Here is a 19,470-nt window from a genome sequence, read left to right on the forward strand (position 1 = left end):
GGGAATTCGCGACGGTGCCCCGCTGTCCAGCTAGGGGACGGCGGGGCACCGGTCGGCGGGTTCGGTCAGGCGCCGAAGCGGGTGTCGCGGCGCCGGGCGAGCAGGTAGCTGCCCACACCGGCGAGGAGCAGCAGGCCGCCGATGCCGGCGATCAGGTTGGTGGGGGCGCCGGTGATGGGCAGCGAACCACCGCCACCGCCACCGCCACCGTCGCCTTGGCCACCGCCGCCCTGGGCCGCGTTGACCACGATGGTGGCCCTGTCGTTGGCCGGCTTGATGTCGTCCTGGAAGCCGCCGCCGGCGGGGCACTCGCACGGCGCGTTGACCCGTACCGCGCCGCGGGCGTTGGGAATGACCTTGTCGATGCGCAGCCGGAACTTCATGGTGTACGTCTTCCCGGCCACCAGGAGCATCTCCGAGGCGCACAGGTACGTGCGGGTGGCGTCCTGCCGCAACCAGCAGTTGTCGGGGACCTCGACGGCGGTGGTGCCCGGCGGTAGCTCGACGTCGGTGTGGGTGGCGGCCTCGTACTCTTCGCTGACGTTGTCGAGCGTCGCCGGGCCGTTGTTCCGGAAGCCGACGGTGGCCGTGACGACGGTGCCGGCCGTGCCCTTGAGCGTGGCGCCGATCGCCGCGAGGTCGGTGCCGTTCGTGCCGGTCGCCTTGACGGTCCACCCGGTGTATTCGTTGCCCGGACCGACGTCGGTCTGGTCGGCCTGCCGCGTTGCTCCGGGCGCCTTGGCCAGAGTCAGTTTCGGGCCGCTGCCGGGGGTGGCCGCGCGGGCGCCGGCTGCTTCCCGCACCCGGGTCAGGTCCTCGAAATCGGCAACGGTCATGAACTGGGCGTAGCCGGAGTGGTTGGCCGGCGCGTAGGTGTCCTTGGCGAGTTCGAGGTTCAGCGTGGTGGCCAGCCCGGTGCCCACCGGGATGTCCACGTCGAACTGGCAGGAGACCAGGTGGCCGTCGGAGTAGCTGCAGTTGCTGAACCGGTCCTTGGTCCGGATCGAGTAGGGGAGGTCGAAGACCGTGACGAATCCGGTGACGGTCTTGTCGCCGGCGTTGACCACGACCAGCGGCACCGTGAACTTCCCCCCCGGCTTGGCGGAGAGGCTGGTGAACTCCCCGCCGGCCAGGTCGACCCCCTCGCCGACCCGGACCCGGGAGGTGTAGCTGCCGCGCCGTCCCCCGGCCGCCTGGAAGCTGACCGCGACGTCGCCGGAGTCGCCGAGCTGCGCATCTTCGGTGAGGCCGAGGTGCACCCGCTTGGCCCCGTTGCGGTAGATCCCGCCGCCGAGCGGCGGCATCTCGTACAGGACGACATCGGAGGGCTCCGTGCAGACGAGAACGCCCGGCTCCGGCGCGGTGCACTTCTGGCCGTCGGCAGGAGTCACAGTGATCTTGTTAGCCAGGGAGCGGTAGTCGTACCGCACGGAGACGTCGCTGAGGACCGTCGGCTCGTCGGAGTACAGCAACAGGCCGCGGATGGTCGCCTCCGAGCCGATGGCAAGGGTGGCGTCCTGGAAGTAGGGCTCGATCGCGGGTGCGGCGACGGCGGGGGTGGCGGAGGCGGCGATCAACGCGCCTGCGGCGCCGAGCCCGGTCAGCCAGCGGAGCGAGTGCTTGAGCATGGGGGTCCTCCCGTGGGGATGCAGGTGGCGCTCGTCCAACTTAGGGACGCCACGACCCCTCCGGTAACCCTCTCGGATCGACATTTGTCTAATGACCCGAACGGGTGAACACCCCTGTCGCAATGGGCAGCCGGAATCAGCGGTAGTCGTCCTCGTCCCCGGTGACCACCCGGGCCTGCTCCATCGCGTCCCAGTCGTCGACCTCCAGGCCGCGGTGCGGCTCACTGTCGACGTCGGCCGGGCCAGCGACCGTCGCCTGATCGACAGCGTCGGCCGGGTCCGTCTCGGGGTCGCGTTCGTCGGGCGTGAGGTGGTCGCCGGGGATGAAGCCCTCGTCGGGCTGACCCATCGTCCCTCCCGGGGGTCTCGGGGCACGTTCCCACCCACCGTACGGGCTGGGCGGGCACACCGCCCGGAAGCGGAGTAGGCGGAATCAGCCCTCGGCGACGCGACCCGATGCCAGGATGGTGCCGTGGGCTTCCTCATCAGACTGGCGATCACCGCGGTTGCGTTGTGGATAACCACGCTGATCGTGCCCGGGGTGGACGTGCACGGCCGCTCGGGTGGCAACACAGTGCTCACCCTGATCGTGGTGGCGCTGATCTTCGGCGTGATCAACGCGGTGCTCAAACCGGTGATCCGGGTCGTCGGTTGCGTGTTCTACCTGCTGACCCTGGGCCTGTTCGCGCTGGTGGTCAACGCGTTGCTGTTCCTGCTCACCGACCGGATCGCCAGCGGGCTCGACCTGCCGTTCCAGGTGGACGGATTCTGGCCGGCGTTCTGGGGAGCCATCGTGATGACCGTGGTGACCTGGTTGATCAGCGTCATCGTGCCGGACAACCTGGACCGCCGGTGAACGGCTAGCACCCGGGTCGGTTGTTCCGGCGCACCTCACCTACGGGATACTTCCGGGTGGAGGACAGCGCGGTCCGGCGCACAAATGAAGAACAGCGGCCAGCACGGCCGAGAGTGGTAAGTAAGGAGCGCATCACATGCCCATCGCTTCCCCCGAGGCTTACGCGGAGATGCTGGACCGCGCCAAGGCTGGCCGGTACGCGTACCCCGCGATCAACGTGACCTCCTCCCAGACGCTGAACGCAGCGCTCAAGGGCTTCGCCGACGCGGAGAGCGACGGCATCATCCAGGTCTCCACCGGTGGCGCCGAATACCTCTCCGGCCCCTCGATCAAGGACATGGTCACCGGCGCGGTCGCGTTCGCCGCGTACGCGCACGAGGTCGCCAAGAAGTACTCGGTGAACATCGCCCTGCACACCGACCACTGCCCGAAGGACAAGCTGGACGGGTTCGTGCGTCCGCTGATGGGCATCTCGCAGGAGCGGGTGAAGCGCGGCGAGGAGCCGCTGTACCAGTCGCACATGTGGGACGGCTCGGCCGTGCCGGTCGCGGAGAACCTGCAGATCGCCGCGCAGCTGCTCGACGAGGCCGCCAAGGCCAAGATCGTCCTTGAGATCGAGGTCGGTGTCGTCGGTGGCGAGGAGGACGGCGTCGAGAACGCCATCAACGACAAGCTCTACACCACCACCGATGACGGCCTGGCCATGGTCGAGGCGCTCGGCCTCGGCGAGAAGGGCCGCTACATGGCGGCGCTGACCTTCGGCAACGTGCACGGCGTCTACAAGCCGGGCAACGTCAAGCTGCGTCCGGAGATCCTCAAGCAGATCCAGGACGCCGTCGGCGCCAAGTACGGCAAGGACAAGCCGCTCAGCCTGGTCTTCCACGGCGGCTCGGGCTCCCTGCTGAGCGAGATCCGTGAGGCTCTGGACTACGGCGTGGTGAAGATGAACATCGACACCGACACCCAGTACGCCTTCACCCGGCCCGTCGTGGACCACATGCTCCGCAACTACGACGGCGTGCTGAAGATCGACGGCGAGGTCGGCAACAAGAAGCAGTACGACCCGCGCGCCTGGGGCAAGGCCGCCGAGGCCGGCCTGGCCGCCCGGGTCGTCGAGGCCTGCGAGCACCTGCGTTCGACCGGCACCACGATGACCAAGTAACGACGTCCCACCCCGACGGCCGACTCCCCGCACGGGGGTCGGCCGTCGTCGTCAATTCGTCAGCAGGCGTACGGCCTCGCGAACGTCGTCGGTGAGGTGAATCGTCGACGACAGGTCACCGAACGGGGACGCGGCCAGCAGCGGACGCAACAGCGCCTCCACCGGCAGCTCGACTGTCCAGTAGGCGCGGTCCAGGAAGATGTAAGCCCCGCTGGCCCCGTCGGTGCCGTAGTAGGTCTTGGTGGCCGCCTGGAACACCTCCTGCACCGTGCCCGCCCGCCCCGGCGCGAAGACGATGCCGCCCCGGGCGAGGCGCAGGATGGTGTCCTCCCGGATCGCGTTCGAGAAGTACTTGGCGATCCGCCCGGCGAACAGGTTCGCCGGCTCGTGCCCGTACAGCCAGGTCGGAATGGCCAGACCACCCGCACGCGCCCAGCCCAGGTCGTCGCCACGTTGCCGGGGCACCCCCGCGTACCGCTGGCGGACCGTCAGCGCCGTGGCCGTGTACCGGTGGTGGTCGGTGAAGTCGGGGGCGGTGGCCAGCAGGTCGATCGCCGCCGTCACATCGGTCGCCGGCCGGTCCGCCAGGTAGGCGCCGAGGTTCGCGGCCTCCATCACACCCGGGCCGCCGCCGGTCACCACCAGCCGGTCGGCCCGCGCCAGCTCCCAACCCAGCACGGCCGCCATCCGGTACGCGGGACTGCCGCGCCGCACCGCGTGCCCGCCCATGATGCCCACCACCGACTGCGGCCCGTGTGCGGCCAACCAGACCCGGGTGGCGTCGGCCAGCGCGTTGTCCACGCCGTGGTCGTGCAGCCGCTGACCCAGCGCCTCCTTGACGTCCGGCAGCGCGCCGCCGTGCGCCCGGTAGTGGTCGTACACCCGGGTGTCGTACATCCCGGTGAACCCGCCCTCGGCGAACCCGGCGGCCAGGTCGTCCGGGGTGTAGAGGTGCGTCGGCTGGGTCGGGTACGGCAACCCGGAGAACGGCGGCACCACGTTCGCGCCGCGCCGGACCAGGTCGGCGCCCACGTCCCGGGACGCGAACCGGCAACCGACGAAGAGGGTGCCGGCGACGTCGACGCCGGTCAGGTCGGGCACCGGCGCGAGGTCGAGCCGCAGGCCCTGCACGGTCAGCCCGGTCAGGCGACCGGTGGTCAGCTGTTGGTCGAACTCGGCCTGGGTCTGAATCTCACCGGCGTGCAGGTGCGGCTCGATGACGTCCGCGGGAGGTGGGGTCGGCACCCGGCCATCCTGCCCCTCCGCCAGGGCCGGTCAAACCTCGGGCCAGGGGTGGAACCGACAGGAGCCCGATGGTCGTGGCCACCGGGCTCCTGCATAACCGGTTCCTGGGGAGGCTCCGGACTATTAGTTGTAGTGGAAAACACCAGGCAGCGGCATAGGCCGCAGGCGTGACCAACTCCTCAGCCGTTCAGCGGGACACGTCGGCCGACCCGCTCGCGTGTCGCCCTGTCCAGCGGGTTGAATGGGGCGATGCAGAACCTTTTGCCAGAGCCACCGGCCACCCGCCTGCCCGTGAACGACGAGGCCGACGCCGCCCTGGCCGCCGCCGACGAGGCCGGCACCGATGAGGCGTACGCCAACGTGGCGGCCGGCTTCCCGACCTACAGCGCGGCCTGGGCGGAGCTCGCGGCGCGGGCGTTCGCGCAGGGCCAGGTGGTGACGGCGTACGCGTACGCCCGCACCGGCTACCACCGGGGGCTCGACCAGCTGCGCCGCAGTGGTTGGAAGGGGCACGGCCCGGTGCCGTGGTCACACGAGCCCAACCAGGGCTTCCTCCGCTGCCTCTACGTGCTGTCCCGCGCCGCGGACGAGATCGGCGAGGCCGACGAGGCGGCCCGCTGTGCCCAGTTCCTGCGCGACTGCGACCCGGAAGCGGCGGACGCGCTCGCGAGCAACTGACCCCGCCCCGACGGCCGGCCCGACATCGGGCCGGCCGTCGGCGGGTCTGGGCTTTGACGCAGGCCCTAAAGCCCTTCGGCGACCGCGGCGGCGATCTTCAGCCAGGCGTCCCGGGTGGCCGAGGAGAGCCCGCCGTACCGGATCGGCTCACCGCTGTCGATGAGCCGCTCGTACGGGGCCAGCAGCACCGCCCGGGTGCGGGCCGCGAAGTGCTCCTGGATGGCCGGCAGGTCGATCTCCTTGCGGGACGGCGGCATCGACACCACAGTCACGGCCTGACGGACCAGCCGTTGCCGGCCGCTCTGCTCCAGGTGGTCGAGCATCCGGGCGGCGGTCTCGGCGGAGTCGTTACGGGCCGACATGGTGACCACCAACTGGTCGGTGGCGTCCATCGACGCCTGCCAGTTCTGCGCCCGGACGTTGTTCCCGGTGTCCACGAAGATCAACTTGTAGAACCGGCTGACCACCTCCCGGATCTCGGCGAACGCGGCAGCCGTCAACATCTCGCCACCGGTCGCCGACTCGTCCGAGGCCAGGACGTCGAACATCCCCTCGCCCTGCGAACGGACGTACTGCGACAGGTCGCCGACCCGCCCGTGCGCGCCCTGGAACTGCCCGAGGTCACGCAGCATGTCCCGCACCGTGCGGGAGTGGAAGTCCTGCTGGGCGCGCATCCCGAGAGTGCCCTGGGTCTCGTTGTTGTCCCAGGCCAGCACGTAGCCGCCGCGCTTCTGACCGAACGTCATCGCGAGCAGCAGGATGGCCACCGTCTTACCGGCGCCGCCCTTCGGGTTGACCACGGTCACCTGCCGCAGGCCGCCGAAGTTGCGGCGCACCATCTCGATGTCCCGCTTGAGCTCCTGCTCGTGCCGCCCCGGAGAGAGCCGGAGCAGGCCCATCTTGTTGACCACCGCGCGTACACCCATGGTCGCCACCGGGTCGGCGGGTCGAACCTGGCGGCGTCGGGCGAAGTCCTCGGCGGTCGGTGCGGCGGTGGTGTCCGGTGTCCAGCTGGCGTCCGGGTACGCGGTCGCGTCCGGGTACGCGGGGGCGGGCATCCGGGTCACCCCGTCGGCCTCCTGGTACGGCTGCCCGGGCGTGCCACCGGGCGAGCCCTGCTGCCAGGGCGGTGGGTACCAACCCGGCGAGGGCGGGAACGGCCCGGGCGGCGTGGTCGCCGCCCCGTCCTGGCCAGGAGCGTGCTGCGGTGCGGCAAGGCCGTGCGGTGGGTTGCTGAACTGCGTCACGTCCGGCGGCGGCGGAATCTGCGCCGGGCCGGCCTGGCCGGGAATGGTCGGGGTGAACGGCTGCCCGGGGTATGCCTGCGCGGGGCCGGCGTGCGGGACGACCGGTGGAGGCGGAATCGGGGGCGTCGCGCCGGCCTCGTCCTGAGCGGGCGCGGTCGTGCCGGCCGGGCGTTGCGGCGGGTACGCCCACGGCGACTCGGCAATCGGCCGCGCCGGCCCGTCAGCCGACCCGTCCGCACCGGGCCCACCAGCCTGCTGCCCCGGCTGGCCAGGCTGTGCTGCCGGCCCACCAGCGGTCCCACCAGCCTGCGGTGTCGGCCCGCCAGCCTGTGGTGTCGGCCCGCCAGCCTGCGGTGCCGGCCCGCCAGCCTGAGGTACGGGTCTACCAGGCTGCGGTGCCGGCCCGGCCGCCGCGAGGGCTGCGGCCGAGGAGTCTGCCGGCGCGGGGCCGGCGGCCGTCGGGCTGTCGGTGGCGTTCGGGTTGGCGGCGGACGCGGTGGCCGCTGGGACGGGCCGGTCGGTGGCTGCGGCCGTGGCGGGGCGGTCGGCGGCCGATGCGGCGGGGCGGTCGGCGGCGGCGGCGGTCGGATGGTCCAGGGTGAACGGCAGGTTCAGGTCGACGCCGCCCGGGGTGATCGACGCGGCGGTCGGACCCCGGTCGCCGGGTTGTACCTGCGCCGCGTCGCCGGCCTGGCTGGCCGCAACGGGCGCGGCCCTGCCCGCGTCGCTCACGGCGGGCCGGCCGTCCCTCGGCGCGGAGGTGGTGCTCGGTGTCGCGGCGACGGAGACGCCGGGGGCGGCTGGCCCGCCGTTGCTCCCCGGGCCGGTCGACGGCGGCGGCTGGGCACCGGTCGCTGGCGCGCCGGTCGGCGGTGGCGCGCCGGGCGGTGATGGCGCGCCGGGCGGCGGTGGCGCGGCGGCCGGGCCGGTCGGCGGAGGCCAACTCGGCTGCGCCGGCGCCCAACCCGACCCGGCGCCGGACGGGCCGCTGGCCCCCCACCCCCCGGGCGCCGGAACGGCGCCGGTGAGCGACGGGTAGTCCGACGGCGAGGGCGGCGACTGGGCCGCAGCGCCGGGCTGGCCGGGAACCGGCGGTCGCCCGATCGGCGGCGCGGCCACCGGTGGCGTGACCGGTGGCGTGACCGACGACGGCCCACCCCGCTGCTCGGCGACCGCAGCCCACGGCGGCACCGCGCCCCGGTCGCCCGGATCTGGCGGCCAGAGTGGTTCGACGTCCCGCTCCGGCACCGGCTGCTGGCCGGGCACCTGCGCCCGGTCGGCGTTCTCGTCCATTACGGCCCTCCCCAGTCCTCCTGCGAGGATAGGCCCAATCGCCCAGCAGGGCCGATCGGCGCAGGCAGGTCGGCCGGTCGTGCCGGTCGAGGTCAGATCGACCAGACCGCCCAGGCGCCCGGCTCGACCCACCAGGAACGCTTACGGGTCAGCTCGCCCTCGACACCATCGTCGAGGTACGGCACCTTGCCTTCCCTGGGCAGCACCGACACCGCCCGCCCGCGGGCCCGCCGGACTTCGAGGCGTACCCGCGTGCGCCCCCACGCCGAGCGGACGACCACCGGCACGGCCACCGCGACCTCGACCTGGCCGTCGGCCGGGTCCGGCGCGGTCAGCAGCGCCACGTCGTTGAGCGTCGCGTACCCGCCGGCGTTGCCGACCGCGCAGGCCAGCAGCGGTTCCGCACCGTCGGAGAGGATGGTGTCGTCGACCTCCACCCGGGCGCGCCAGTGCAGTGGCCGGCCGGCGTCGTCGGCCGCGCCGAGGAGCGCGCCGTCCAGGGTCACCGAGCCGCCGTCGTTGCGCAGCAGGTCCAGCCGGCGCGGCGTGCCGTCCAGCACTGCGGCGGCCACCGCCGCCGGGTCACGGGGCAGCCCGAGCTGCGCGGCCAGGTCCCGGTGGGCGTCGCCACGGGCCGGGTCGAGCGGGAGTACGGCCACCGGCGGCAGGTCGGGCAGGGTCCGGTTGCCGGGCAGATCCGCCGGACGCTTGCTCGGCGCCGGGGCGTACCGCTTGACCAGCCGGCGCAGCACGGCGCGCAACTGCCCGTCGCTGGCCGTGGCGACGACCAGCCGGGTCTTGCTGTCCGGGTCCGGCCAGGTGAGGCCGTCCGGGCGGGCCGGGCCGTCGAGCCGGGCCAGCACCGCGTCGATCTCGGCGTCGGAGCGGGCGGTGACCGTCTCCACCCGGGCGCCCCGGGCGTTCAGCGCGTCGGCGCAGGCCAGCACCGGCACCCGTGGCCGTTCCGTCGCGCACTGCTCTGCGGCGGTCCGGCCGGTGTCGGTCTGGCCGCTGCTGGCCTGGCCGGTGCTGGTCTGGCCGGTGTCGGTCCGGCCGCTGCTGGCTTGGCCGGTGTCGGTCTGGTCGGTGTCGGTCTGGCTCGTCGGGGCGGTGTCGGCCCCGGCCGCGCCGCCGCAGCAGGCCCCGCCGCTGCCACAGCCCCCGGGAGCGTCCCGCTCCGAGCCGAGGGTGAGCAGCACCACGTCGTACACGGAAGGAGCCTCCTGCCTCTCGACGCGACCCCTGCCGGCCACGCCGTCACTACTTGTTAACCTGACACCCCGGGCTCGCCGAGCGGTCGCCACCTGGCACCCGAGCCTTCTGGAGGCGGAAAAGATGCCAGCGATCGTGCTCCTCGGCGCTCAGTGGGGCGACGAGGGCAAGGGCAAGGTTACCGACCTGCTGGGTGAGCGGGTCGACTACGTCGTGCGCTACTCCGGCGGCAACAACGCCGGGCACACGGTGATCACCCCGGACGGCCAGAAGTACGCGCTGCACCTGATGCCGTCCGGCGCGCTCTCGCCGGACGCGATGATCGTCATCGGCAACGGTGTGGTGGTCGACCCGAAGGTGCTGCTCGCCGAGATCGACGGTCTGGCGGAGCGCGGCGTCGACGTGTCCCGGCTGCGGATCTCCGGTGACGCGCACCTGATCATGCCGCACCACCGGGCGCTGGACCGGGTCATCGAGCGCTACCTCGGCTCGTCCCGGATCGGCACCACCGGCCGCGGCATCGGCCCGGCGTACGGCGACAAGGTCGCCCGGATCGGCATCCGCCTCCAGGACCTGCTCGACCCGGGCATCCTGCGCAAGAAGCTGGAACTCGCGCTGCGCGAGAAGAACCAGATCCTGTTCAAGGTCTACAACCGCAAGGCGATCGACCTCGAGGCGACCGTCGAGGAGTACCTGGCGTACGCGGAGCGGCTCAAGCCGTACATCGCGGAGACCCGGGCGATGCTCTGGGACGCCCTGGACCGGGGCGAGACGGTGCTGCTGGAAGGCGCCCAGGCCACCATGCTCGACATGGACCACGGCACCTACCCCTTCGTGACCTCGTCCAACCCGACGGCCGGTGGTGCCTGCGTGGGCGCGGGCATCCCGCCGACCGCGATCAACAAGGTCATCGCGGTGAGCAAGGCGTACACCACCCGGGTGGGTGCCGGTCCGTTCCCGACCGAGCTGTTCGACGCCAACGGTGACCACCTTCGCAAGATCGGCGCGGAGTACGGCACCACCACCGGGCGGGAGCGCCGGTGCGGGTGGTTCGACGCGGTCGTCGCCCGGTACGCCTGCCGCCTCAACGGCGTCACCGACCTGGTCATCACCAAGCTGGATGTGCTCACCGGCCTGCCCAAGGTGCCGATCTGCGTCGGCTACGAGATCAACGGCGTCCGGGTCGACGACATGCCGATGAGCCAGACGGACTTCCACCACGCCAAGCCCGTCTTCGAGGAACTCGACGGCTGGTGGGAGGACATCACCAAGGCCCGCACCATCGACGACCTCCCGGAGAACGCCCGCCGCTACATCGCGAGGGTCGAAGAACTCTGCAACACGAGGGTGAGCGTCGTAGGCGTAGGCCCAGGCCGAGAAGAAAACGTAGTCCTCCACCCCCTCCTCCCCTAACCCCCACCCCACCCCCCCCCGGCCCCACCCCCCACCCCCCTCGTTGATCATGAGGTTGACGGAGTGTTCGATCTACGAATGCCCCGTCAACCTCATGATCAACGGCAGGGCTGGCGGGTGTTGTCCACAGGGTTATCCACAGGGGTGGTGGGGTGGCTGGTGAACGGCCAGCGTGGTCGTCGTGGATCGCACAGACCTCGTACGCGTCATCGCCGGCGACCAGGATGGCTTGATCACTCGGGCGCAGGCGTTGCGTGCCGGATTCAGTCGACACGACATCGACCATCTGGTGACCGTCGGGCGGTGGCGACCACTCGCACGAGCGGTCTACCTGGTCCGCAGCCGGTCCATCGAATCACCCGCCCGTCAGTGTCGTATCCGCGCCGCTGTGCTCTCGTTGGGCCCGCAGGCTCACGCGGTGTTCGGCACAGCGGCAGAGCTGCACGGCATTGCCGGACTGCCGCCTCGGGACGAGATCCATGTGGCGCTGCCGGGCAGGGCGGCGAAGCTGGCGCGGGTGTCGGACCCCGCAATCGTGCTGCACCAACTCGAACACCCTCCGGGCGCGGTGGTGCAGGTGAACGGGATCGCGGCTACGGAGCCACGGCTGACCGTTTCCGAAATCATCCTGCGGGAGTGCCGGTACGCGGCGGTCTCGGTGCTCGATTCCGCCCTCAATCGAGGGCTACTCACGCCCGAATGCCTGGCAACCATTCCAGCGCTGATTCGAGGCCGACGTGGTGCGGTCGCAGCACGCGGCTACCTCTCCGAGGCGGATGGCCGGGCACAGTCGCCACTGGAGACTCGCTCTCGACTGCGATGCGTCGACGGGGGAGTTCCGCCGGACACGCTGCAGTTGGAAGTGCGCGACGATGACGGTTATCTGCTCGGCATTGGCGACCTGGGTTGGCGCGGCCCAAGGCTGATCGCCGAAGCGGACGGCCGAGACGCGCATGGCACCCCGGAGGCCGCCTACGCCGACCGCCGTCGCCAGAACCGCCTGGTCAACGCCGGCTGGACGATCCTCCGTTTCACCTGGCAGGACACCCTCCACCCCACCTACATCCCCAAAACGGTCCGCCAAGCGATCGCAGCCCTTCGCGCCCGTCGATCATGAGGTTGACCGGCAAGTGGATCACCAGTTGGCCCGTCAACCTCATGATCAACGGCGAGGTGGAGGGGGACAGTAGGATCTCGGGCGTGCGGGTTCTTTTGGTTGGTGGCGGTGGGCGGGAGCACGCGCTTGCGCTCGGGTTGGTTGGCGATCCAGGTGTTTCCGCGCTGATTGCGGCGCCGGGTAATCCGGGGATCGCCAGCGTGGCTGAGCTGCGAGCGGTCACTCCGACAGATCCGGCCGCGGTGGCGGCGTTGGCCGTGGAGGTGGCGGCTGACCTCGTGGTGGTCGGGCCCGAGGCACCACTGGTCGCCGGGGTCGCCGACGCGGTACGCGCCAAGGGCATCGCCGTGTTCGGTCCGTCCGGCGTGGCTGCCCAGTTGGAGGGCTCCAAGGCGTTCGCCAAGGACGTGATGACCGCCGCCGGTGTGCCGACCGCACGGGCGTACGTCTGCACGGACGAGGAGAGCACCGCACGGGCGCTGGACGAGTTCGGCGCGCCGTACGTGGTGAAGGACGACGGGCTCGCCGCCGGCAAGGGCGTGGTGGTGACCGACGACCGGGCCGCTGCGCTGGCGCACGCGAACGAGTGTGGCCGTGTGGTGGTCGAGGAGTTCCTCGACGGCCCGGAGGTCAGCCTTTTCGTGGTCACCGACGGCGAGGCGGCGCTGCCGTTGTTGCCGGCACAGGACTTCAAGCGGCTCGGCGACGGCGACACCGGGCCGAACACCGGTGGCATGGGGGCGTACGCACCGCTGCCCTGGGCGCCGGCCGGCCTGGTCGACGAGGTGATGCGCGACGTGGTGCACCCGACGTTGGCGGAGATGCGCCGCCGGGGCACGCCGTTCGCCGGCCTGCTCTACGTCGGGCTCGCGATCACCGCTGCCGGCCCTCGGGTGATCGAGTTCAACGCGCGCTTCGGTGACCCGGAGACCCAGGTGGTGCTCGCGCTGCTGGAGACCCCGCTGGGCGGGCTGCTGCACGCCGCGGCCACCGGCACGTTGGCCGAGCACCCGCCGCTGCGGTGGCGGGACGGCAGCGCCGTGACCGTGGTGCTCGCCTCGGCGGGTTATCCGGCCGCGCCGCGCACCGGCGACGTGATCACCGGCGCGGAGGGTCCGGGCATCATCCACGCAGGCACCGCCCGCCGGGCCGGCGACGGCGCGTTGCTCTCCGCCGGCGGCCGGGTCCTCTGCGGTACGGCCACCGGCGTCGACCTGGCCGCCGCGCGGGACGCCGCGTACGCGCTGGTGGACGGGGTCGAGCTGGCCGGCTCGCAGCACCGCACCGACATCGCCACCGCCGCGATCGAGGATCGGATCACGATTCCCGGCTGAACTCAGGCAACCCCCGGCCACCCCGCTGCCGTTTGAGCGGTGAGACGAGGGGGTGCCGGAATGCCGGTCGATGTCGAGGGTTACCGCGACTACGTCGGTGCGCGGCTGGAGCCGCTGCGCCGCACGGCGTACCTGCTCTGCGGTGACTGGCACACGGCCGACGACCTGGTGTCGACGACGCTGGTCAAGTTGCTCCGGCACTGGTCACGGGTGTCCGTCATGGACAACCCGGACGCGTACGCCAGGCGGATCCTGCTGCGGGTCTGGCTGGACGAGCGGCGTCGGCCGTGGCGGCGGGAGGCCGCCTGGGCCGAGGTGCCCGATCGCGCGGTCGCGGCCACCGGCACCGACGGCGCGGCTGACCGCCTGACCCTTCTCGCTCTGTTGGCCGAGCTGCCGCCGCGCCGCCGCGCGGTCCTCGTGCTGCGCTACTTCTGCGACCTGTCCGTCGAGGAGACCGCGCGGGAACTCGGCTGCACTCCAGGCACCGTCAAGAGCCAGTCGGCGCGTGGCATCGAGGCGATGAGAGCCCGCCTCGCCCCGATGCCGGATCGAGTCGAGGAGGTACGCAAAGATGGATGAGCTCTACGACCAGCTGCGTGCGGCGGTCGCCCAGGCGCCGCCGACTCGGATCGACGTGGACGAACTGATCCTGGCCGACCGGCGTCGCCGCCAGCACCGGGCGTGGGCGTTGACCGGCTCCGGGGTGGCGGTGGCCGTGATCGCACTGACGTCGACACTGGTCACCGGACCGTACCGGGATTCGCGGGAGCCGACGGCGAACACCGGCCCGTCGCTCTGTGCCCCGCTGAACGCGTCTCCCAGTGGGACCGTGCCGCCGTTCGAGCGGTACGGCTCGGCGCCCCCGTTCCCGTCGGAGCAGCCGGCCGCCGCGGCGGTGCGGCTGACCGCGGCGCTGCGCGAGGCGCTGAGCGTCAACCTGCCTCGGGAGCTGACTGTCGAGTCGGGGGTTCCCGGGTGTCCGCTGCCGCAGCTGTCGTACGAGCGCACGGTGACGGGGTACGCCTACGGGGTGACGGTCAAGCTGTCCAGGGGTGGTGATCAGGGCGATCTGGTCATCGGGATGAATCCGACCCTCGGGGCGGTTCTTGGATGCCCGGCCGGCCCGTCCGGTAACGACTGTTCCGTCGATCGGTTCCCGGACGGCAGCGAGGCGGTGTCGGGTACCGATGCCGACTCGGCGGGTGCCGGCTCCCGTACCGCGTTGGTGCTGCGTCCCGATGGGACGTCAGTGACGGTCAAGCTGGATCAACCCGGTGCGTCCGTGGACGAGCTGTTGCTCACCGAGGATCAGCTGGTGACCATCGGCCGGTGGCCGGGCTTCAACCTGTACCCGTGAGCGACGCGGCTGGCCACCGTCAGCCGTAGTAGCGGCGGAGTTCTCGGGTGAGCACCTTGCCGGTGGCGTTGCGGGGCAGGTACTTCACGAAGATCACGTCCCGGGGGACGCTGAACCTGGCCAGGAAGTGCCGGACGTACTCGCGTACCGCCTCGGGGTCGAGGGTTTCGCCTGGGTGCAGGGCGAGGAACGCGGAGAGGCGCTGGCCGTACTCGGGGTCGGGCACGCCGATCACGGCCGCCTCGCGGACCTGCGGCAGTTGCGCGAGCAGGTCCTCCACCTCGGACGGGAAGACGTTCTCGCCCCCAGAGACGATCATGTCGTCGGCCCGGCCGTCGACGAAGAGCAGCCCGTCGGCGTTGAGCCGGCCGAGGTCGCCGGTGTCGAGCAGGCCGTCGTGGGTTTCCCGGTTGGCACCGGAGGTGTAGCCCTCGAAGAGCATCTCGTTGCCGACGAAGATCCGCCCGACCCGTCCGTCCGGTACGGGTTGGCCGTCGTCGTCGAGCAGCGCCAGTCGGGTGCCGTGCGGCGGGCGACCAGCGGCGGTGGGTGCCTGACGTAGGTCCTGCGGGCCGGCGATGGAGGCCCAGGAGACCTCGGTGGACCCGTAGAGGTTGTAGAGGACGTCTCCGTAGACGTCCATGAACTTCGGGGCCAGCCCGCCGGGCAGGGCGGAGCCGCTGACCGCGACGACCTTGAGCGGGGGGCGCGGCTCCGGCGGGGGCACCTCCAGCAGCCGTTGCACCATCACCGGTACGGCGAAGAGCGCGTCGCACTGGTGCGCGGTCAGGGCGGCGAGCGTGGCGGCCGGGTCGAAGCGTCGGTGCAGCACGATGGTGGCCCGTAGTGCCAGGCAGACCTGGAGGGCGGCGAATCCCCAGGTGTGGAAGATCGGCGCGGCGATCATCACCCGGTTGCGGGCGTGCAGGGGAATACGGTCGATGATGGACACCAGTGGGCCGAAGCCGCTGGGCGTCGGCCGGCGGGCGCCCTTGGGCGTACCGGTGGTGCCGGAGGTGAGCACGATGATCCGGCCGTCGCGCTCGGGCGGGTGCAGCTCACCTGGCAGTGCCCCGGCCACCAACTCCTCGCGCGCGCGTTCGTCGAGCCGGGACAGCTCGGCGGGGAGGCCGAGGACCCGCTCGGCGAACTCGTCGTCGTGCACGAGGAGCCGCAGCCGCTGCTCCTCGGCGACGGTGCCCAGCTGGGCGGCGCTGAGCCCGGTGTTGACAAGTACCGCGTCGACGCCGAGCAGGGTGGCGGCGACGATCGTCTCGATCAGCCCGTGGTGGTTGCGGCAGAGCACGCCGATCCGGTCGCCGGCCTGTACGCCGAGCCCGGCCCGCATGGAGCGGGCCATCCGTTCGGCCCGGTCGAGCAGGTCGTGGTAGGTCAGCTCGACGCCGTCCTCGTCGATGACGGCGGGACGGCCCGGGTCCCGGGCGGCTGCTTGGCGTAGCTCGCCTGCCAGGCTCCACCCCCACGTCCGCAACGCGTTGAGCTGCGAGGCGACCCGGACCGGGCTGCCGGGGGTGAGTAGCCCGCGACGGGTCAGCGTGGCAACGATGAACGGCAGGTCCATGCCGCAGACCTCCTCGGGGTGGTGCGCGGACGGGGCGACCGACTCCCCGCCCATCAGGGCTTCTTTCCTTGATCATGCACTGGGGGCGGCTGGGGGCCCAGTTGGCGTCGGCGTGGGGTGACGAAGACGGCACAGATCGTGGAATCCGGGGCCACCGTCGGCCCGACCCGTGGAGATGGCGTCGGGCCGACGGCGGTCAGCGGATCTGCATCCCGGAGATCGCCCGGGAGATGACCAGTCGTTGGATCTCCGAGGTGCCCTCGAAGATGGTGTAGATCTTGGCGTCCCGGTACCAGCGCTCGACCGGGTGGTCACGCAGGAAGCCGGCTCCACCGAGCAGTTGCACGGCCTTCTCGGTGACCGACACGGCCACCTCGCCGGCCTTGAGCTTGGACATCGACCCTTCGCCCGCGGTGAACGGGCGGTTGTTGCGGCCCATCCACGAGGCCCGCCAAACCAGCAGCCGCGCCGCGTCGATCTCCATCCGCATGTCGGCCAGCGCGAACGCGACCGCCTGGTTCTCGATGATCGGGCGTCCGAACTGGACCCGGTCCTTCGCGTAGTCGAGGGCGTACTCGTAGGCGGCCCGGGCCACGCCGAGAGCCTGGGCACCGACGGTGGGTCGGGACAGCTCGAAGGTGCGCATCGCGGCCTGTCCGGTGGCCCGCTGACCGGAGCGGGCCCGGTCCAGGCGTTCCAGCAGGGCGTCCCGTCCGCCGAGCAGGCAGCGGCCGGGTACGCGTACCCCGTCGAGGAAGACGTCGGCGGTGTGTGACGCGCGGAGGCCGAGTTTGCGCAGCTTGCGGGTGGCGGCCAGGCCGGGTGTGCCCGGCGGTACGACGAACGCCGCCTGACCCCGGGAGCCGAGCGCGGGGTCGACGGAGGCGGTGACCACGTGCACTCCGGCGATTCCGCCGTTGGTGGCGTACGCCTTCTGGCCGGTGAGCACCCACTCGTCGGTGGCCTCGTCGTAGACGGCCCGGGTGCGCATCGCGCCGACGTCGGAGCCGGCTTCCGGCTCGCTGGTGCAGAAGGCGGCGACGGCCGGCGAGTCGACGTCGCCGAAGCACTGTGGCACCCATTCGACCATCTGGTCGGGGGTGCCGGCGCCGTAGATGGCGGCGACGGCGAGCGAGGTGCCGAAGATGCTCAGGCCGATGCCGGCGTCACCCCAGAAGAGTTCCTCGCTGGCGATCGGCAGGGAGAGCCCGGTCGGGTCGGCCCAGCAGGTGGCGAGGAACTCGAAGCCGTAGAGGCCGACCTTGGCGGCTTCCTGGATCACCGGCCACGGGGTGTCCTCGCGCTCGTCCCACTCGGCGGCGGCTGGGCGCACGACCTCGGCGGCGAAGCCGTGCACCCAGTCGCGTAGATCCCGCTGTTCCTCGTTCAGGTCTAGCGAGAACTCGGCCATGTCAGGCCTTGGGGATGTCGAACAGGTTGGCGATGTTGGCGGCGAGGCCGAGGTCGCCCTTCGCCTTCAACTTGCCGGTCATGAACATCATCACCGGGTTGGCGCCACCGGAGACGATCTTCAGGAACTCGACCGGGCCCATGGTGAGAGCCAGCTTCGGGTCGTGCTGCGGGGTCTCGTTCACGACGCAGGTGCCGTCGGCGATGACCACCTCGTAGGTGTCGCTGCCGCCGTCGGGGCGACCGGTGATGATCCAGTGGATGACCGCGTTGGTGGAACCGGCCCGGTCCGCGCGGAACAGCGACGGCATCCGGCCGAACACCTCGCCCAGGACCTTGTCGCGCATGTCGCCCGACATCACCTGGGCGATCTTGTCGTCCGGGGTGGACTTGACCAGCTGGGCGAACTCCTTGGGGCCGACGTTGGCGAAGGTGGCCGGGTCGAAGTCAGTCATCAGGTGTGCCTTCCGGAAGATTGGCTACTCGCGCGTAACCCTACGCACGAGTAGGTATGCTCGCAAGGTGTCCAGCGTCCCCGCATTCAAGCGCCTGCCTCGCGCCGTCCGCGAGCAGCAGATGCTCGACGCGGCCGTCAAGGTCTTCTCCCGACGTGGCTTCCACGCCGCCAGCATGGACGAGATCGCCGAGGACGCCGGCATCTCCAAACCCATGGTGTACGCGTACCTCGGCACCAAGGAGGAGCTCTTCGTCGCCTGCCTGCACCGGGAGGGCACCCGGATGATGCAGGCCATCGCCGGGGCGGCGGCCCCCGACCTGCCGGCCGACGAGCGGCTCTGGCGCGGGCTGAAGGCGTTCTTCGGCTTCGTGGGCGCCCACCGGGACGGCTGGGCGGTGCTCTACCGACAGGCCCGGGGCGAGCAGCCGTTCGCCGGCGAGCTGGCCACCATGCGGGCCCGGCTGGTCGAGGTGGTCGCCGGAATGCTCGACCACGCGCTGCGCGTCGAGGGCCGCGAGATCGCCGCCATCGACCTGGAGGTCGTCGCGTACGCCCTGGTCGGCGCCACCGAGTCGTTGGCCGACTGGCTCGCGGACCACCCGGACGCCGACCCGGAGAAGACGGCCACCCGGATGATGAACGTGGCCTGGCTCGGTGCCGCCCAACTGCTGCACGGCGTCACCTGGCGTCCGCCGGCCGACTGACGGCCCCGGCGGGAACAGCGTCGGTGCCCGGCTCGCCGGCCCGCGCCGTACGGCGGCGGTTGCGGAGCCACCGCACCATCTCGACGACCACCGTCACCGTCAGGGCGAGGCCCAGACCGAGCAGGAGACCGCGCAGAGGGTCCTGCTCGAAGGCCAGCCCGCCGACGTAGCCGACCAGCGCCGAGTAGAGCCCCCACGAGCCGGCAGCCAGCGCGTCGAAGGCCAGGAACCGTCGCCGTGGATAGCGCACCGCACCCATGGTGAGGGTGACAGCGGTCCGGCCACCCGGAACGTAGCGGGCCACGGTGAGGATCAGACCGCCCCGGGTGGCGATCCCCCGCCGGGCCCGGTCGATGGCGGCTCGGCGTCGGCCGTCGGGCGGCAGCCGGTCGAGCAGCCGGGTGCCGCCACCCCGCCCGATGGCGTACGAGATGTGGTCGCCGACCAGCGCCCCGGCGGCGGCCACCAGGATCACCGCCGGCAGGTACGGCGCTCCGGAGGCCGCGAACACCCCCGCGGTGATCACCGCCGTCTCGCTCGGCACCACCGGGAAGAAGCCGTCGAGCACCGCGATCGCGAAGATCGCCAGGTACACCCAGGGCGAGGACATCGTGTCGTGCAGCAGGTCGAGCAGATCCATGATCCCGATGCTGGTCGGGGCGGCGGCTCCCGACATCGCCCAGTGGTCAGGTGGGCGGCACTACTTAGGTAGCGGCCGGCCCGGACCGAGCATCGGGGTCATCCCCCACCTCACCCGGGTACGGCGCTGCGG

Annotated in this window: 18 protein-coding genes; 9 read left to right on the plus strand and 9 right to left on the minus strand. The window is 71.7% G+C overall.

The window, feature by feature from the left end; genetic code table 11:
• Positions 1–65: 65 nt before the first annotated feature.
• Positions 66–1,628, minus strand: coding sequence for an LPXTG cell wall anchor domain-containing protein (locus ACFYP0_RS30645; protein ID WP_356975669.1), 1,563 nt, complete (start codon positions 1,626–1,628; stop codon positions 66–68).
• A 136-nt stretch (positions 1,629–1,764) separates the two neighbouring features.
• Positions 1,765–1,977, minus strand: coding sequence for a hypothetical protein (locus ACFYP0_RS30650; protein ID WP_356975671.1), 213 nt, complete (start codon positions 1,975–1,977; stop codon positions 1,765–1,767).
• Positions 1,978–2,100: 123 nt separating this feature from the next.
• On the opposite strand from ACFYP0_RS30650, the gene ACFYP0_RS30655 reads away from it, so the two are divergent.
• Both ACFYP0_RS30655 and fbaA read left to right on the plus strand, forming a co-directional pair.
• Positions 2,101–2,484 carry a phage holin family protein gene (locus ACFYP0_RS30655; RefSeq protein ID WP_238677616.1) on the plus strand — a complete coding sequence of 128 codons (384 nt, stop codon included), beginning with the start codon at positions 2,101–2,103 and terminating at the stop codon, positions 2,482–2,484.
• 136 nt (positions 2,485–2,620) lie between these two features.
• The gene (gene fbaA, locus ACFYP0_RS30660) at positions 2,621–3,646 is read left to right on the plus strand and encodes a class II fructose-bisphosphate aldolase (RefSeq protein ID WP_124853722.1); all 1,026 of its coding nucleotides are present in this window, start codon (positions 2,621–2,623) and stop codon (positions 3,644–3,646) included.
• 51 nt (positions 3,647–3,697) lie between these two features.
• On the opposite strand, the gene ACFYP0_RS30665 is transcribed toward fbaA, so the two are convergent.
• Positions 3,698–4,891, minus strand: coding sequence for an LOG family protein (locus ACFYP0_RS30665; protein ID WP_158629538.1), 1,194 nt, complete (start codon positions 4,889–4,891; stop codon positions 3,698–3,700).
• Positions 4,892–5,140: 249 nt separating this feature from the next.
• On the opposite strand from ACFYP0_RS30665, the gene ACFYP0_RS30670 reads away from it, so the two are divergent.
• Entirely contained in the window at positions 5,141–5,569 is a 429-nt protein-coding gene (locus ACFYP0_RS30670; RefSeq protein ID WP_112586150.1) for a DUF3151 domain-containing protein, read from the plus strand.
• A 65-nt stretch (positions 5,570–5,634) separates the two neighbouring features.
• On the opposite strand, the gene ACFYP0_RS30675 is transcribed toward ACFYP0_RS30670, so the two are convergent.
• Together ACFYP0_RS30675 and ACFYP0_RS30680 are read right to left on the minus strand one after the other, a co-directional pair.
• Entirely contained in the window at positions 5,635–7,452 is a 1,818-nt protein-coding gene (locus ACFYP0_RS30675; protein ID WP_449289058.1) for a chromosome partitioning protein, read from the minus strand.
• Between the two features lie 749 nt (positions 7,453–8,201).
• A complete protein-coding gene (locus ACFYP0_RS30680) occupies positions 8,202–9,320 on the minus strand; it encodes a hypothetical protein (protein WP_386998391.1) in 1,119 nt (372 codons plus the stop codon).
• A gap of 124 nt (positions 9,321–9,444) precedes the next feature.
• Between ACFYP0_RS30680 and ACFYP0_RS30685 the strand changes: the two genes are divergently transcribed.
• The 5 genes from ACFYP0_RS30685 to ACFYP0_RS30705 all read left to right on the plus strand — a co-directional run bounded on the left by ACFYP0_RS30685 (position 9,445) and on the right by ACFYP0_RS30705 (position 14,545).
• The gene (locus ACFYP0_RS30685) at positions 9,445–10,734 is read left to right on the plus strand and encodes an adenylosuccinate synthase (protein WP_124853304.1); all 1,290 of its coding nucleotides are present in this window, start codon (positions 9,445–9,447) and stop codon (positions 10,732–10,734) included.
• Positions 10,735–10,906: 172 nt separating this feature from the next.
• Positions 10,907–11,851 carry a type IV toxin-antitoxin system AbiEi family antitoxin domain-containing protein gene (locus tag ACFYP0_RS30690; protein WP_356975676.1) on the plus strand — a complete coding sequence of 315 codons (945 nt, stop codon included), beginning with the start codon at positions 10,907–10,909 and terminating at the stop codon, positions 11,849–11,851.
• Positions 11,852–11,934: 83 nt separating this feature from the next.
• The gene (gene purD, locus ACFYP0_RS30695) at positions 11,935–13,185 is read left to right on the plus strand and encodes a phosphoribosylamine--glycine ligase (RefSeq protein WP_356975678.1); all 1,251 of its coding nucleotides are present in this window, start codon (positions 11,935–11,937) and stop codon (positions 13,183–13,185) included.
• Positions 13,186–13,245: 60 nt separating this feature from the next.
• Positions 13,246–13,767: a SigE family RNA polymerase sigma factor gene (locus tag ACFYP0_RS30700; protein ID WP_355495777.1), complete on the plus strand. Its 522-nt coding sequence runs from the start codon at positions 13,246–13,248 to the stop codon at positions 13,765–13,767.
• The gene (locus ACFYP0_RS30705) at positions 13,760–14,545 is read left to right on the plus strand and encodes a hypothetical protein (protein WP_356975681.1); all 786 of its coding nucleotides are present in this window, start codon (positions 13,760–13,762) and stop codon (positions 14,543–14,545) included. Before ACFYP0_RS30700 ends, ACFYP0_RS30705 begins: the two co-directional genes overlap by 8 nt.
• 19 nt (positions 14,546–14,564) lie before the next feature.
• Here the strand turns inward: ACFYP0_RS30705 and ACFYP0_RS30710 are convergent, their stop codons facing one another.
• From ACFYP0_RS30710 to ACFYP0_RS30720, 3 genes are all read right to left on the minus strand, one after another.
• Positions 14,565–16,127, minus strand: coding sequence for an AMP-binding protein (locus tag ACFYP0_RS30710; RefSeq protein ID WP_355496141.1), 1,563 nt, complete (start codon positions 16,125–16,127; stop codon positions 14,565–14,567).
• A 196-nt stretch (positions 16,128–16,323) separates the two neighbouring features.
• Positions 16,324–17,538, minus strand: a complete 1,215-nt coding sequence (locus ACFYP0_RS30715; protein WP_112586166.1) for an acyl-CoA dehydrogenase family protein — start codon at positions 17,536–17,538, stop codon at positions 16,324–16,326.
• A gap of 1 nt (position 17,539) precedes the next feature.
• Positions 17,540–17,992 carry an SCP2 sterol-binding domain-containing protein gene (locus tag ACFYP0_RS30720; protein ID WP_124858911.1) on the minus strand — a complete coding sequence of 151 codons (453 nt, stop codon included), beginning with the start codon at positions 17,990–17,992 and terminating at the stop codon, positions 17,540–17,542.
• Positions 17,993–18,059: 67 nt separating this feature from the next.
• Between ACFYP0_RS30720 and ACFYP0_RS30725 the strand changes: the two genes are divergently transcribed.
• On the plus strand, positions 18,060–18,698 hold the full coding sequence (locus tag ACFYP0_RS30725; protein WP_355495783.1) for a TetR/AcrR family transcriptional regulator: 639 nt from the start codon (positions 18,060–18,062) through the stop codon (positions 18,696–18,698).
• Here the strand turns inward: ACFYP0_RS30725 and ACFYP0_RS30730 are convergent.
• Positions 18,673–19,338 (minus strand): DedA family protein, encoded by a 666-nt coding sequence (locus ACFYP0_RS30730; protein WP_386998392.1) that lies wholly within the window; start codon positions 19,336–19,338, stop codon positions 18,673–18,675. The two genes, ACFYP0_RS30725 and ACFYP0_RS30730, sit on opposite strands and share 26 nt — an antisense overlap.
• Positions 19,339–19,470 lie beyond the last annotated feature (132 nt).

The organism is Micromonospora arida, assembly GCF_042873195.1.
Classification (GTDB): domain Bacteria; phylum Actinomycetota; class Actinomycetes; order Mycobacteriales; family Micromonosporaceae; genus Micromonospora; species Micromonospora arida.